We start from the raw sequence: 13810 nt of genomic DNA on the forward strand, positions 1-13810 counted from the left end.
ACCATGACCACCTTCGTGGACCGCGTCGAGCTGCACGTCGCCGCGGGTAACGGAGGCCACGGCTGCGCCTCCGTTCACCGGGAGAAGTTCAAGCCGCTCGGCGGCCCCGACGGCGGCAACGGCGGCCGTGGCGGCGACGTCATCCTGGTGGTGGAGCAGGCGATCACCACCCTGCTGGACTACCACCACAGCCCCCACCGCAAGGCCACCAACGGCAAGCCCGGCGAGGGCGGCAACCGTTCCGGCAAGGACGGCCAGGACCTGATCCTGCCCGTTCCGGACGGCACCGTCGTCCTCGACAAGCAGGGCAACGTCCTCGCCGACCTCGTCGGCCAGGGCACCACCTACGTGGCCGCCGAGGGCGGCCGCGGCGGCCTCGGCAACGCCGCGCTCGCCTCCGCCCGCCGCAAGGCCCCCGGCTTCGCGCTCCTCGGCGTCCCCGGCACCACCGGCGACATCGTCCTGGAGCTCAAGACCGTCGCCGACGTGGCGCTGGTCGGCTTCCCGAGCGCCGGCAAGTCCTCGCTGATCTCGGTGCTCTCCTCCGCCAAGCCGAAGATCGCGGACTACCCCTTCACCACCCTCGTCCCGAACCTGGGCGTCGTCACCGCCGGCTCGACCGTCTACACGATCGCCGACGTCCCGGGCCTGATCCCCGGCGCCAGCCAGGGCAGGGGCCTCGGCCTGGAGTTCCTGCGCCACGTCGAGCGCTGCTCGGTGCTCGTGCACGTCCTGGACACGGCCACCCTGGAGACCGACCGCGACCCGATCGCCGACCTCGACGTCATCGAGGAGGAGCTCAAGCTCTACGGCGGCGGCCTGGAGAAGCGCCCGCGCCTCGTCGTCCTCAACAAGGTCGACATCCCGGACGGCCAGGAGCTCGCCGACATGGTGCGCCCCGACCTGGAGGCGCGCGGCTACAAGGTCTTCGAGGTCTCCGCGGTCGCCCGTACGGGCCTGAAGGAGCTCTCCTACTTCCTCGCCGAGGTCATCGCCAAGGCCCGCGCCCGCAAGCCGAAGGAGGAGGCGACCCGCATCGTCATCCGCCCGAAGGCCGTGGACGACGCCGGCTTCACCGTCGCCTACGACGAGGTCGAGGACGTGTACGTGGTGCGCGGCGAGAAGCCGGAGCGCTGGGTCCGCCAGACCGACTTCAACAACGACGAGGCCGTCGGCTACCTGGCCGACCGCCTCAACCGCCTCGGCGTCGAGGACGCGCTCAAGAAGGCCGGCGCGCGCGCCGGTGACGGCGTCGCCATCGGCTCCGACGAGAACGCGGTCGTCTTCGACTGGGAGCCGACCATGATGGCCGGAGCCGAGATGCTGGGCCGCCGCGGCGAGGACCACCGCATGGAGGCCCCGCGCCCGGCCACCCAGCGCCGCAAGGAGAAGGAAGCCAAGCGCGGGGACTCGGCGCAGCAGGAGTACGACGAATTCCGGCCGTTCTAGTCCACTCCCGAGGGAATCTGCCCCGGAGGGTTTGAAGGCGTCTTTATGTGGGTCGCCTAGGATCCTCCGGGTGAACAGCAGCAACCTCCCCACGGTCTCCGTCGTGGTCATCGCGTACAACGACGCCGGGCTCGTGGGCGAGGCCGTCTCCTCGGCCCTCGCCCAGGGCCCGGTGGTCACCGAGGTCATCGCGGTGAACGACGCCTCGTCCGACGGCACCGCGCGGGTGCTGGACGAACTGGCCTCCGTCCACCCCCGCCTCAAGGTCGTGCACCGGACGGAGAACAGCGGCGGGTGCGGTACCCCGCGCAACGACGGGATCGCCGCGGCGTCCGGCCGGTACGTGCTCTTCCTCGACAGCGACGACATCCTGCCGCCGGGCGCGGCGGACGCCCTGGTGCGCACCGCCGAGCGGCACCGCGCCCCGGTCACCGTCGGCGCGGCCGTGCGGCGCGAGCTGCCCCAGCACCACGACGTGCCGTGGATGCCCGGTCTCTACACCCCCGGCGACGTCATCGAGCGCCCGGCGGACCGGCCCGAGCTCGTCCGCGACACCCTCTGCGTCAACAAGCTCTACGAGCGCGCCTTCCTGGAGGAGCACGGCCTGCGCTTCCCGGACGGCCGGTTCATCTACGAGGACTTCGTCTTCACGTCCCGCGTGCTCGCCGCGGCCCCCCGCATCGCCGTCACCGGCGACCTCGTCTACGTCTGGCACGTGCGCCGCAGCGCCGCCCAGGTGTCCATCTCCCTGGACCGCAAGGACGTCGGGAACTGGCGCTCCCGCATCGAGGCCCACCGCACGGCCGCCCGGACCCTGGCCGCCGCCTCCCCGGTCCTGGGCAGCGCCTGCCACGTGAAGTTCCTCGAGTACGACCTGCGCATGTACCTGCGCGAGCTCGGCCGCGATCCCGAGTACCAGGCCGCCTGGTGGACCCTCACCCGCGAGTACGTCGACACCTTCGCCGAGGCCGACGTCGAGGCCGCCGCGGCCCACGCCCGCTGGATCGTCCGGGTGCTGCGCGCCACCGCGACCCCGCCCGCCGACGTCGAGCGGCTCACCCGCCTGGCCGCCGAACCGCCGCGCCTGCTGCCCCCGTACGCGGTCGGCGCCTCCGGCGAGCCGGTGTGGAGCGAGGAGCTCCCCGTCGAGCTGGACGGCCTGCCGGCGCTGCCGGTCGGGGAGCTGCCCGTCACCGTCGACGCCGAGCCGGCCGGCCGCGGCGCCGTCCGGATCCGCGTGCACGACCTCTACGGGCGCCTCGCCGAGGCCGGCCCGCAGACCGCCCGCCTGAGCTTCATGCCCCGCGCCGGAGGCGAGCCCGTCCTCGCGCGCCCCGTCGAGCTGCTGCCCGACCGGGGCGGCGGCTGGATCGCCGTGCTGCCGTTCCGTCTCGCCGATCTGGCCGTCACCGGCCGTCGCCAGGGACTGCGCAGGATGCAGGCCTGGAACGTCGGGGTGGGTGTGCAGTGCGCCGACGGGAGCTCGCTGTTCACCTCCCTGCGCCCCCGGGGCCGGCTGCTCCGCCGTCGGGCGCTGCCCAGCAGCCGGTACGGTGTTCTGCTGGCGCAGCCCTACCGGACGGGGGCCGGCGCCCTCGCGCTGCGCCTCGCGCCGGGCGCCGAGGGAGCCCTGTACCTCGTGCGCAACCGCCTCCACCGGGCCCGGGCAGCCCGGGGGGCGGGCTGAACCCGATGCGCCCCGCTGCGCTTTCCCCACCGAAGTCGGACAGGACCAAGGAGATACACATGACGTTTCTGATCACCGGTGGCGCCGGTTACATCGGCGCGCACGTCGTCCGCGCGATGCTGCTCGCGGGGGAGAAGGTAGTCGTCCTCGACGACCTCTCCACGGGCAAGGAGGACCGCGTCCCGGAGGGCGTCCCGCTGGTGGTCGGCTCCGTCCTGGACCGGCTGGTGCTGGAGAAGACCCTCCGCGAGCACAAGATCACGGGCTTGGTGCACCTGGCGGGCAAGAAGCAGGTCGGCGAGTCCGTCGAGAAGCCGCTGTACTACTACCACGAGAACGTCCACGGCCTGACGGTCCTGCTCCAGGCCGTGGCCGACGCGGGCGTGCGCAACTTCCTCTTCTCCTCCTCCGCCTCCGTGTACGGCATGCCCGACGTGGACCTCGTCACCGAGGACACCCCGTGCGCGCCGCTGAGCCCGTACGGCGAGACCAAGCTGGCCGGCGAGTGGCTGGTCCGCGCCGCGGGCAAGGCGCACGGCATCTCCACCGCCTGCCTGCGCTACTTCAACGTGGCGGGCGCCGCGACCCCGGAGCTCGCGGACACCGGCGTCTGCAACCTGGTCCCGATGGTCTTCGAGCGGTACGACGCCGGCCAGGGCGCCAAGATCTTCGGTGACGACTACCCGACGCCGGACGGCACCTGCATCCGCGACTACATCCACGTCGAGGACCTGGCGGAGGCCCACGTGGCGGCCGCCCGCAAGCTGGCCGAGTGGGCCGCGGCCGAGGACTACAAGGACCTCACCGTCAACATCGGGCGCGGCGAAGGCGTCTCGGTCGCCGAGATGGTCGAACTCCTGAACAAGGGCACCGGGCACGACTACGCCCCGGTGATCAGTCCGCGCCGTCCCGGCGACCCGGCGAAGGTCGTGGCCTCCGCCGACCGGATCAACACGGTGCTGGGCTGGCAGGCCCGCCACGACGTCAGCGAGATGGTCACCTCCGCCTGGGCGGGCTGGGAGGCCAACAAGGTGGCCCGAGGCGACGCGCACCGCGACGTCCACAAGGCCTGACCGGTCCGGCCGGTTCCCCGGCCGTACGGCGAAGCCGCCCGCCCCGGAGGTGTCCGGGGCGGGCGGCTTCGTCGTAACTCGCGTGCGGCACTCGCGTGCGGCCCGGCCGTCAGCGCTCCAGGAAGGAGAACAGCTCCTCCCACCGGTCGGTGATCTCGGCGCTGGAGTAGCGCTTCACCGAGCGGAAGGCGTTGTCCCCGAGCCGGTCGCGCAGCTCACGGTCGGACATCAGCACGTGCAGGTGTCCGGCGAGCTCCATCGTGTTGCCCAGCCGGGCCAGGAGCCCGTCCTCGCCGTGCTCGACGATCTCCCGCACGCCCGGCGCGCAGTCGAAGGCGGCCGGAGCCACGCCCGCCGCCATCGCCTCCAGCAGCGTGATCGGGAAGCCCTCGGCGCGCGAGGCCTGCGCGAAGACCGAGGCCTCCCGCAGCGCGCCGAGCACGTCGTCGGTGCTGCCCATCCACTCGACACAGTCGTCGAGCCCGAGCGCGGTGCAGTGCGCCCGCAGCGCAGCCTCCTCCACGCCCGCGCCGTAGATGCGCAGGACCCAGTCGGGGTGGTGCGGCGCCGCGTCGGCCCACGCGTCGAGCAGCAGGTCGACGCCCTTCTCGAAGGCGAGGCGGCCGACGCTGGCCACGACCTTGCCGGTGCGCGGAGCGGGGGTGTCGGGCATGAAGGGGATCGGGTTCGGCATGCTGCCGACGTTCTCCATGCCCGCCCGGATCCACAGGTCCGCGTCCTCGGGGGTCAGCACCAGCAGCCGGTCGACCTCCCGGTAGTGCCGGCGGACCCGCTCGCCGCGGGTCGACTTCTGGCTGGCCTCGAACGACTCGTGGCTCATGCCGACGACGGACAGCCCCTTGGTGTCGGCGAGCGCCACCCACTCCATCGCCCAGACCTGGGTGACGATGACGACCCCGCCCGGACGGGCTCCGCGCAGCAGCTCGCTGAGCCGGTCCGCCTTGACCCGCATCTGCGCCCGCCGGGCCGCCTGACGGCGCCGCTCGGGCGCGTTCAGCCGGCCCTTGATGCCGCGCAGCCGGCGCGCCGACGGCGGGTGGGCCCCGTACAGCGTGGTCGTCTCGTAGGGCAGGTCCTGGGGCAGCTTCTGCCGGATCTCCTCGGCGACCGGCGCGATGCCGACGATGTGCACCCTGTGCCCGCGGTCGGTGAACTGCCGGGCCATCTGGTGCGACCAGGTGGTCACGCCGCCGATCTCGTCGACGCTGTTGGAGACGATGAAGATGTCCCGGCTCACTTGCCGCTCCCGGTGAAGAACTTCTCGACGATCTGGCGGGCCGCGTCCCCGCGGTCGTACTCGCCGAACTCGGTGAGGAAACGCTGCCGCGCCTCCGCGTACTTGGCGTCCGCCTCCTCGAAGGCCGCCAGCGCCTGCAGGAGTTCGTCCGCGGTGGCCACCACCGGGCCCGGGGCCTTCTCCTTCAGGTCGAAGTACGTGCCGCGGATGTCGGTGGCGTACTTCTCGTAGTCGTACGCGAAGAACACCATCGGCCGGTCCAGGACCGCGTAGTCGAACATCACGGACGAGTAGTCGGTGATGAGTCCGTCGGCGAGGGCCAGCAGCGGGGTGATGTCGTGGTGCCGTGACACGTCGACGACCCGGCCGGCGACCGACGGCGGCAGCGAGACGCTGTTGAGGTAGTGGGTCCGCACCAGCAGCGTGAAGCGGTCGCCGAGCCGGTCCGCGAACTCCTCCACGTCGAAGGGGAAGGCGAAGCCCTCCACCGCGCCGTCCGCGCCCGCCCGGAAGGTCGGCGCGTACAGCAGCACCTTCTTGTCCGGGTCGATGCCGAGTTCCGCGGCGAGGGCGCCGCGGACCCGCTCGCCGCTGTCCGCCTCGGCCCGGTGCGCTTCGACGAGGGCGTCGTTGCGCGGGTAGCCCGTGCGCAGCAGCACCTCGTCGCGCAGCCGGAAGCCCTTGGCGAGGGTGCGGGCGTCGTGCTCGGAGCGGATCAGGAAGTGGTCGAAACGGTCCACGGCCGCCTGGAAGCGGGCCTGGCCGGCCCGGCCCTGCGCCTTGGTGCGGGGCTCGTGGAAGCCCATCCGCTTGAGGGCGGAGCCGTGCCAGGTCTGGATGTACGTGGTGCCCGGGCGCTTGGCGAGCGCCAGCGGGAACCCCTGGTTGTCGACCCAGTACTCGGCCTGGGCGAGGGCGCGCAGGTACTGCCAGCTCCAGCGCTTGACCAGGGTGGCCTCCTTCGGGAAGCCGGTGGGCTTGGCGCCCGCGTACGACCAGACCGCCTCGAAGGGCACGCCCTGGCGGACCATCTCCTCGTAGATGGCCTTCGGGCTGTCGCTGTACTGCTTGCCCATGTGGCTCTCGAAGACGACCGTGCCCTTCTTGACGGGCAGCTTCGAGAAGACCTCGTGGTAGATCTTCACCTTCTGCTCGCCGGAGCCCATGTTCCGGCGGGCCCGCAGCGCCTTGCGCAGGCCCCGCTTGACCACGCCCGCCGCCTTGCCCTGTATGGCGTTGTTGATCAGCGACTGGGTGCGGACGGCGGCGGCGCCCTCTGCGGTCAGGACGTAGGAGAGGTTGCCCTTCTTGGTCATCTCCGCCGCGAAGCGGTCGGAGACCAGGCGGGTCAGCCGCGGCCGTACGCGCAGCCGGGCCGCCGAGTCCAGGTCGAGGCCGCCGACCGAGACGCGGGTGGTGATCCGCTCGCCACCGGCGGTCAGCTTGAGACGGACGTCCCAGACGGCGTCGATGATGCCGAGGGGGCGGACGGTGCCGCCGATGTCCGCCGTGGTGCGCCACTCGATCGTGTCACCGGCGTGTCGCACGGTTGCCACCGGGAAGCTGAAGGAGCGCACGCCGACCTGCCGGCGGGCCCGCAGCTCCAGAGTGGCCTTCAGCTCCGCGTCGTCGGCGATGCGGCCCAGCGGGTTCACGACGGTGCCGGACAGCGTGACGGTGCCGCGGCCGTCGTCCTCGTAGGAGGTGAGGCGGTTGCCCAGGGTGAGGGACGGGAGCGGGGTGGTGTGGAAGCCCTGCTCGGTGACGTCCAGTATCCGGCGGGCCTCGGCGGCGTCGGGGCCGTCGATGTGCTGCGCGCACCAGTAGACGCGGCCGTCGCGCTCGGCGAGCGGGGAGGTCAGCCGACCCTTGTTGATCATGGCGTCGGCGGCCGGGAGCAGGTTGTCCCAGTCCTCCTTGCCCAGCAGGTACGCGCAGATCGCCTGGAGGTGGGTGACGTGCTCGTACGCCTCCGGGTCGATGCCGGCGAGGTAGCCGTTGGCGAGGCCCGCGAACTCCTGGCGGTACTCGTCGCTCAGCAGCGGCAGGTCGCGCAGGTGCAGGACCAGGTCGTGCTTGAGGAACTTGGCGTCCTTCGCGGACTTGATGTCCGTGTGGCCCTTGGCCGCCAGCAGCTCGTCGACGCGCCGGTGGATCTCCATCCGGTGGACGAAGTTCGCGATCTCGTGGCGCCGGTTGCTGATCGACTTGGCCGCGGCCTTCTCGACCACGTTCCAGAAGTAGACGTGGTTGGGGATCAGCGTGATGCGCCGGGCCGCCACGTACGCCTGCGCGGAGAACAGCAGGTCCTCGTAGTGGATGCCGACCGGGAACTCCAGGCCCTGCTCCAGCAGGAACGCGCGCCGGTAGCACTTGTTCGTGGAGAGCGTGTCGTAGACCAGCAGGTCCGGGAACTCGGTGATCGACTCCAGCGTGCGGGTGCGCGAGTAGATCCAGGGGTACCACTCGGTGGTCTTGCCCCACCGGTTGTCGAGGTGCACGCGTACGCACATGCCCGAGACCAGGTCGGATCCGGTCCGCTCGGCGGCGGCCAGCATGTTCCGGCAGGCGTTGCGCTCCAGCACGTCGTCGCTGTCGAGGAACATCACGTACGTTCCGGTGGCCTGCTGGACGCCGTGGTTGCGCGGCGCACCGCAGCCGCCGCTGTTCTGCGGCAGCTGGAAGGCGCGCACCCTCCCCGGATGCGCGGACTCGAGTTCCTGGGCGACCGCGAAGGAGCGGTCCTGGCTGCAGTCGTCGACGATCACGACCTCGACACCCTGGAGTGTCTGGTCGAGAACCGACTGGACTGCTGTCGACAGACGCTCTGCGTCGTTGTAGACGATGACGACCACGGAGACGTCGGGCACGTGCACCTCGATCCCTTCGTTTCGTTCCGCTCATTCCGCTTATCCCGTCAAAGCTACCGTGTGCCGCCCTCGGCTCAGGCAGGGCGACTCTCGGTAGCCGCTCGCCGTGCATACTTCTAAGGAAGAGGTGAGAGGCGGGTCCGGTCGCCACAATCACCCGTTCGGATCCAGCAGGAAGTGTTCATGACGAAGCTGTCCGTAGTTGTCCCTTGCTACAACGAAGAAGCCGTCATCGACAGCTTCGACGTGGAGATCCGCAGGGTCCTGGACGCCCTGCCCGTCGAGTACGAGGTCTGCTACGTCGACGACGGCAGCCGCGACGGGACCCTCGACAAGCTCCGGAAGATCGCCGCGGAACACGGCGAGCGCACCCGCTACGTCTCCTTCAGCCGCAACTTCGGCAAGGAGGCCGGCATGCTCGCCGGCCTGCGCGAGGCCACCGGCGACGCCGTCGTGATCATGGACGCCGACCTCCAGCACCCGCCGGAGCTCATCGCGACCATGCTGGAGCACTACCGGCAGGGCCACGACCAGATCATCGCCCGCCGCACCCGCGAGGGCGACAAGAAGGTGCGCTCCGCGCTCAGCCGCCTCTACTACCGGGGCGTGAACCGCTGGGTCGACGTCGAGCTCACCGACGGCGTCGGCGACTTCCGGATGCTGTCCCGCCCCGCCGTGGACGCCCTGCTGTCCCTGCCGGAGTACAACCGCTTCTCCAAGGGCCTGTTCTCCTGGATCGGCTTCGACACCGTCCACTTCGACTACCGCAACGCGCAGCGCGAGGCCGGCGAGACCAAGTGGAAGTTCGGCGCCCTGCTGAACTACGGCATGGACGGCCTGATCTCCTTCAACAACCGGCCGCTGCGGATCGGCATCTGGTTCGGCGTGTCGCTGGTCGCCCTGACCGGCCTCTACGCGCTGTGGATCACCGCCATGGCGATCACCAACGGCGTGGACGCGCCGGGCTACGTCACCCTGGTGGCCATCATCACGGGCCTGGGCGGCGTACAGCTGATCATGCTGGGCCTCGTCGGCGAGTACATCGGCCGCATCTACTACGAGACCAAGCGCCGGCCGCACTTCCTGGTGAAGGAGTCGCACGGCTCCGATCCCGCCCCGAGGACCGCGGGCGTCACCCCGGCGGCGGAGCCGACGATCGTGGAGCGCAGCGCCCGATGACCCGCAAGGAGCAGCTCGGCCAGGTATTCCGCTTCGCCCTCGTGGGCGGGGTCAACACCGGCACCTTCTTCGGCATCTACCTCCTGCTGCACCCGTGGATGCCGTACTTCGCCGCCTACTCGCTCGCCTTCGTGCTGGCGATGGTCGGCTCGTTCTTCATGAACACCTACTTCACCTACCGGACCCGGCCGACCTGGAAGAAGTTCCTCCTCTTCCCGCTGACGAACGTGACCAACTACGTCATCCAGTCCGCCGGCCTGTACGCCCTGGTGACCTGGACCGGGATGGACACCCGGATCGCCCCGCTGGTCGCGGCGATCGTGGCCATCCCGTTCACCTTCCTGCTCTCCCGCAAGATCCTCGTCCCGGGCGCGGCCCGGGCCGCCGCCGAGCAGGAAGAGCGCCAGGGTCGGGCCAGGACCTCGTCCACGGTCTGAGTCCACGGTCTGAAACCCCTGAGCGGCCCCTGCCCGCCACCCCGTAGATTGAGGTGGCAGGCATCGAAGGTGACGGCAAGGGGCAAGGGGAAGAACGTGTCAGCGGCTAGGCAAGGTGTCGTGGACGCCCGCAGGATCGTGGTCAAGGTCGGCTCCTCCTCCCTGACCACCGCGGCCGGCGGACTCGACGCCGACCGGGTGGACGCCCTCGTCGACGTCCTGGCCAAGGCCCGCAGCGGCGGTGAGAAGGAGATCGTCCTCGTCTCCAGCGGAGCCATCGCCGCCGGGCTCTCCCCGCTCGGCCTGCGCCGCCGCCCCAAGGACCTGGCCCGCCAGCAGGCCGCCGCCAGCGTCGGCCAGGGCCTCCTCGTCGCCCGCTACACCGCCTCCTTCGCGCGGTACGGCCTCCGCGTCGGCCAGGTGCTGCTCACCACCGACGACACCAGCCGCCGCGCCCACTACCGCAACGCGTACCGGACCCTCGACCAGCTGCTGGCCATGGGCGCCCTCCCGGTCGTCAACGAGAACGACACCGTCGCCACGGACGAGATCCGCTTCGGCGACAACGACCGGCTCGCCGCCCTCGTCGCCCACCTCGTCCGCGCGGACCTCCTCGTCCTCCTCTCCGACGTCGACGGCCTCTACGACGGCGACCCGTCCCAGCCCGGCACCACCCGCATCGACGAGGTCCGCGGGCCCGAGGACATCGCGCACGTCTCCATCGGCAGCGCCGGCAAGGCGGGCGTGGGCACCGGCGGCATGGTCACCAAGGTCGAGGCGGCCCGGATCGCGGCCGCCGCCGGGATCCCCGTGGTGCTCACCTCCGCCAGTCAGGCCGCCGACGCCCTGGCGGGCCGGGGGACCGGAACGTTCTTCCACGCCACCGGGCGCCGCTCCGCGGACCGGCTGCTCTGGCTCCAGCACGCCTCGACCCCGCAGGGCCACCTGGTCCTCGACGACGGGGCGGTCAGGGCCGTGACCCAGCGCGGCAGCTCGCTGCTGCCCGCGGGCATCGCGGCGGTCGAGGGAGACTTCGTGGCAGGGGACCCGGTGGAGCTGCGCGCCGCCGACGGCCGCGCCGTGGCGCGGGGGCTCGTCAACTTCGACGCCAAGGAACTTCCGCAGCTCCTCGGCCGCTCCACTCGCGAGCTCGCACGGGAACTCGGACCCGCGTACGAGCGGGAGGTCGTCCACCGGGACGATCTGGTCCTGCTCCAGGGCTGAGGTTCGGCAAAACCGCAGCGCGGCCGCCCGGGGACTGGTCAACTGTGAGGGGCGGAGCAGGCGGACACGCGTAGCGGAGACAGGAGGCGGCTGGTGAGACGAGCGCTGACCAGCGTCGGTCCGGGGGACGGTGACGGCGGCGGGTACGAGCACGACCAGGACCAGGCCTCGCGCCTGTGGCACGTGACCCTGAGCGTCTCCGGCAAGCCGGCCCCGCTGTCCGAGGTCCGGCGGGGACTGGAACAACTGGCCCACGACCACCCCTTCCTCCTCACCAGCCGGTACGCCGACGACCATGCGGAGATCCGCTACTGGGAAGAGGCACGCGACCTCCACGACGCGGCGGCCGTCGCCCTGCGCCTGTGGGGCGAGCACCGCTCCTCGGCGCAGCTGCCGCCCTGGGAGATCGTCGGCCTGGAGGTCATCGACCGCGCCACCTACCACCTGCGCGTCGCGGAGGGCTACGGCCCGCCCCCGGCCCACCCGGTGGGTGTCCACCCGTACTGATACGTCGAAGCCCGGCCTCTTCCAGCCCCTCCGGCGTTCGAGGAGCGGGGTCCGGGGCGGAGCCCCGGGAAACGGCGAAAGGGCGGGGCGGGGAGAGGCTCCGCGCAGCGGCGTCCCGCAGAGGCCGTCTCGCGGGATGGTAGCTCCGTCGGCCGGGCCCGGGCAGGGGCTTACCCTGGCCGCATGACCTCGCTCGACGATGCCACCGTCACCTCGCCCGTCCTCGCCACCGCGCACCGCGCCCGGACCGCCGCCGCGGCCATCGCCCCACTCCCGCGGTCCGCCAAGGACACGGCCCTGCTGGCGATCGCGGACGCGCTGGAGGCCCGTACCGCCGAGATCATCGCGGCCAACGCCGTGGACACGGACAAGGCCCGCGCCGCCGGTACCAGTGAGACCGTCATCGACCGTCTCACCCTGACCCCGGAGCGGGTCGCCGCCATCGCCTCCGACGTACGCGACGTCGCCGCCCTCCCCGACCCCGTCGGCGAGGTCGTCCGCGGCAGCACCCTGCCCAACGGCATCGACCTGCGGCAGATCCGCGTCCCCCTCGGGGTCGTCGGCATCATCTACGAGGCCCGCCCCAACGTCACCGTCGACGCCGCCGCCCTCTGCCTCAAGTCCGGCAACGCCGTCCTCCTGCGCGGCAGCTCCTCCGCCTACGCCTCCAACACCGCGCTCGTCGCCATCCTCCGCGACGCCGCCGAGAGCGCCGGCCTGCCCGCCGACGCGATCCAGCTCGTCCCCGGCGAGTCCCGGGAGTCCGTCCGCGAGCTGATGCGCGCCCGCGGCCTCGTCGACGTGCTCATCCCGCGCGGCGGCGCCTCCCTCATCAAGACCGTGGTCGAGGAGTCCACCGTCCCGGTCATCGAGACCGGTACCGGCAACTGCCACGTCTACGTCGACGCCCAGGCCGACCTTGGCATGGCCGTGGACATCCTCATCAACTCCAAGGCCCAGCGGCCCTCCGTCTGCAACGCCGCCGAGACCCTCCTCGTCCACCGCGAGATCGCCGGCGCCTTCCTGCCGCGCGCCCTCGACGCGCTCGCCGACGCCGGCGTCACCGTCCACGGCGACCCGGCCGTCCTCGCCGCCGCCGAGGGCACCAAGGTCACCGCCCTGCCCGCCACGGACGAGGACTGGGCCGCCGAGTACCTCTCGTACGACATCGCCGCGGCGGTCGTGGACTCCCTCGACGACGCCGTCACCCACATCCGCCGCTGGACCTCCGGGCACACCGAGGCGATCGTCACCACCTCGCAGGCCGCCGCGCGCCGCTTCACCCAGCTGGTCGACTCCACCACCGTCGCCGTGAATGCATCCACTCGGTTCACCGACGGTGGTCAGTTCGGTTTCGGCGCCGAGATCGGCATCTCCACGCAGAAGCTGCACGCCCGGGGCCCGATGGGGCTTCCCGAGCTCACCTCCACCAAGTACATCGTCACCGGCGACGGTCACGTTCGGTAGTCGCCGGGCCAACTCGGTGTGGCCGGAATTCGGCGGACACCCTGCCCAAAGGCTCTCCCCAGGTCTACGCTGTTCCCGTGCCGGACGACGTGGGGGGCAAGCCGTTCCCGGACGACGGGGAGCCCGACGACGACCGCGGAGGCGCGGAAGAGTACTTCGCCTCCGTGGTGTTCGACGAGGACTTCGTCCGGAACGCCGAGATCCATGAACCGAGCGCCGCAGAGCGCCAGCGGGCGGCCGACCGGGCGCGCGCCGAGGCGGAAGCCGCCCGGGCCGTCGCCGGCGGGTGGACGGGCGACGACGACCACGACGGCTACGGCTACGGCCACCCCGACGGGTACGACGCCGACGCATACGGCTGGGAGCACGGCGGGGACCACGAGCGGGGCCACGGCCACCCCGACGGCCCGTACGGGGCCTACGGCGGCAGCCTGCGCCCCTACCGCGGCCGCGCGCCGTGGCTGCGCCCCGTCGCCTGGGTGCTCGCCTTCGTGATGGGCCTCGGCATGGTCGCGCTCGCCTTCAGCGCCGTCTACCGCAGTGCCTCGGGCGAAGCGGACCCCGCTCCGGCGCCCGCCAGCACCCCCAGGCGTGAAGTCACCGGCGTCGGCGCGTTTACGTACCCCTCAGTACGCCAACCCTGAAGGTACGACCCCGCT

Annotated in this window: 11 protein-coding genes; 9 read left to right on the forward strand and 2 right to left on the reverse strand. The window is 71.7% G+C overall.

The window, feature by feature from the left end:
* Positions 1-3: 3 nt before the first annotated feature.
* The 3 genes from obgE to galE all read left to right on the forward strand — a co-directional run bounded on the left by obgE (position 4) and on the right by galE (position 4209).
* On the forward strand, positions 4-1449 hold the full coding sequence (obgE, locus tag OHA91_RS24925) for a GTPase ObgE (protein ID WP_031145660.1): 1446 nt from the start codon (positions 4-6) through the stop codon (positions 1447-1449).
* Between the two features lie 70 nt (positions 1450-1519).
* Positions 1520-3136 carry a glycosyltransferase family 2 protein gene (locus tag OHA91_RS24930; RefSeq protein ID WP_037631384.1) on the forward strand — a complete coding sequence of 539 codons (1617 nt, stop codon included), beginning with the start codon at positions 1520-1522 and terminating at the stop codon, positions 3134-3136.
* A gap of 59 nt (positions 3137-3195) precedes the next feature.
* Positions 3196-4209 (forward strand): UDP-glucose 4-epimerase GalE, encoded by a 1014-nt coding sequence (gene galE / locus OHA91_RS24935; RefSeq protein ID WP_328740049.1) that lies wholly within the window; start codon positions 3196-3198, stop codon positions 4207-4209.
* A 109-nt stretch (positions 4210-4318) separates the two neighbouring features.
* Here galE and OHA91_RS24940 read toward each other — a convergent pair whose 3' ends face one another.
* Positions 4319-5467 (reverse strand): glycosyltransferase, encoded by a 1149-nt coding sequence (locus OHA91_RS24940; RefSeq protein ID WP_031145666.1) that lies wholly within the window; start codon positions 5465-5467, stop codon positions 4319-4321.
* Positions 5464-8343, reverse strand: coding sequence for a bifunctional glycosyltransferase/CDP-glycerol:glycerophosphate glycerophosphotransferase (locus tag OHA91_RS24945; protein WP_031145668.1), 2880 nt, complete (start codon positions 8341-8343; stop codon positions 5464-5466). The genes OHA91_RS24940 and OHA91_RS24945 overlap by 4 nt, the downstream gene beginning before the upstream one ends.
* Before the next feature lie 177 nt (positions 8344-8520).
* Between OHA91_RS24945 and OHA91_RS24950 the strand changes: the two genes are divergently transcribed.
* The 6 genes from OHA91_RS24950 to OHA91_RS24975 all read left to right on the forward strand — a co-directional run bounded on the left by OHA91_RS24950 (position 8521) and on the right by OHA91_RS24975 (position 13795).
* Positions 8521-9516 carry a glycosyltransferase family 2 protein gene (locus OHA91_RS24950; protein ID WP_037631385.1) on the forward strand — a complete coding sequence of 332 codons (996 nt, stop codon included), beginning with the start codon at positions 8521-8523 and terminating at the stop codon, positions 9514-9516.
* A complete protein-coding gene (locus OHA91_RS24955; RefSeq protein ID WP_328740051.1) occupies positions 9513-9953 on the forward strand; it encodes a GtrA family protein in 441 nt (146 codons plus the stop codon). The genes OHA91_RS24950 and OHA91_RS24955 overlap by 4 nt, the downstream gene beginning before the upstream one ends.
* A 96-nt stretch (positions 9954-10049) precedes the next feature.
* The gene (proB, locus tag OHA91_RS24960) at positions 10050-11177 is read left to right on the forward strand and encodes a glutamate 5-kinase (RefSeq protein ID WP_031145675.1); all 1128 of its coding nucleotides are present in this window, start codon (positions 10050-10052) and stop codon (positions 11175-11177) included.
* Positions 11178-11282: 105 nt separating this feature from the next.
* Positions 11283-11684, forward strand: a complete 402-nt coding sequence (locus tag OHA91_RS24965) for a hypothetical protein (RefSeq protein ID WP_381620805.1) — start codon at positions 11283-11285, stop codon at positions 11682-11684.
* A gap of 183 nt (positions 11685-11867) precedes the next feature.
* Positions 11868-13151, forward strand: a complete 1284-nt coding sequence (locus OHA91_RS24970; protein WP_328740052.1) for a glutamate-5-semialdehyde dehydrogenase — start codon at positions 11868-11870, stop codon at positions 13149-13151.
* Between the two features lie 77 nt (positions 13152-13228).
* Positions 13229-13795 (forward strand): SCO2584 family spore wall biosynthesis protein, encoded by a 567-nt coding sequence (locus OHA91_RS24975; protein ID WP_037631387.1) that lies wholly within the window; start codon positions 13229-13231, stop codon positions 13793-13795.
* Positions 13796-13810: the final 15 nt, after the last annotated feature.

The sequence above is a fragment of the Streptomyces erythrochromogenes genome (assembly GCF_036170895.1).
GTDB lineage: Bacteria > Actinomycetota > Actinomycetes > Streptomycetales > Streptomycetaceae > Streptomyces > Streptomyces erythrochromogenes.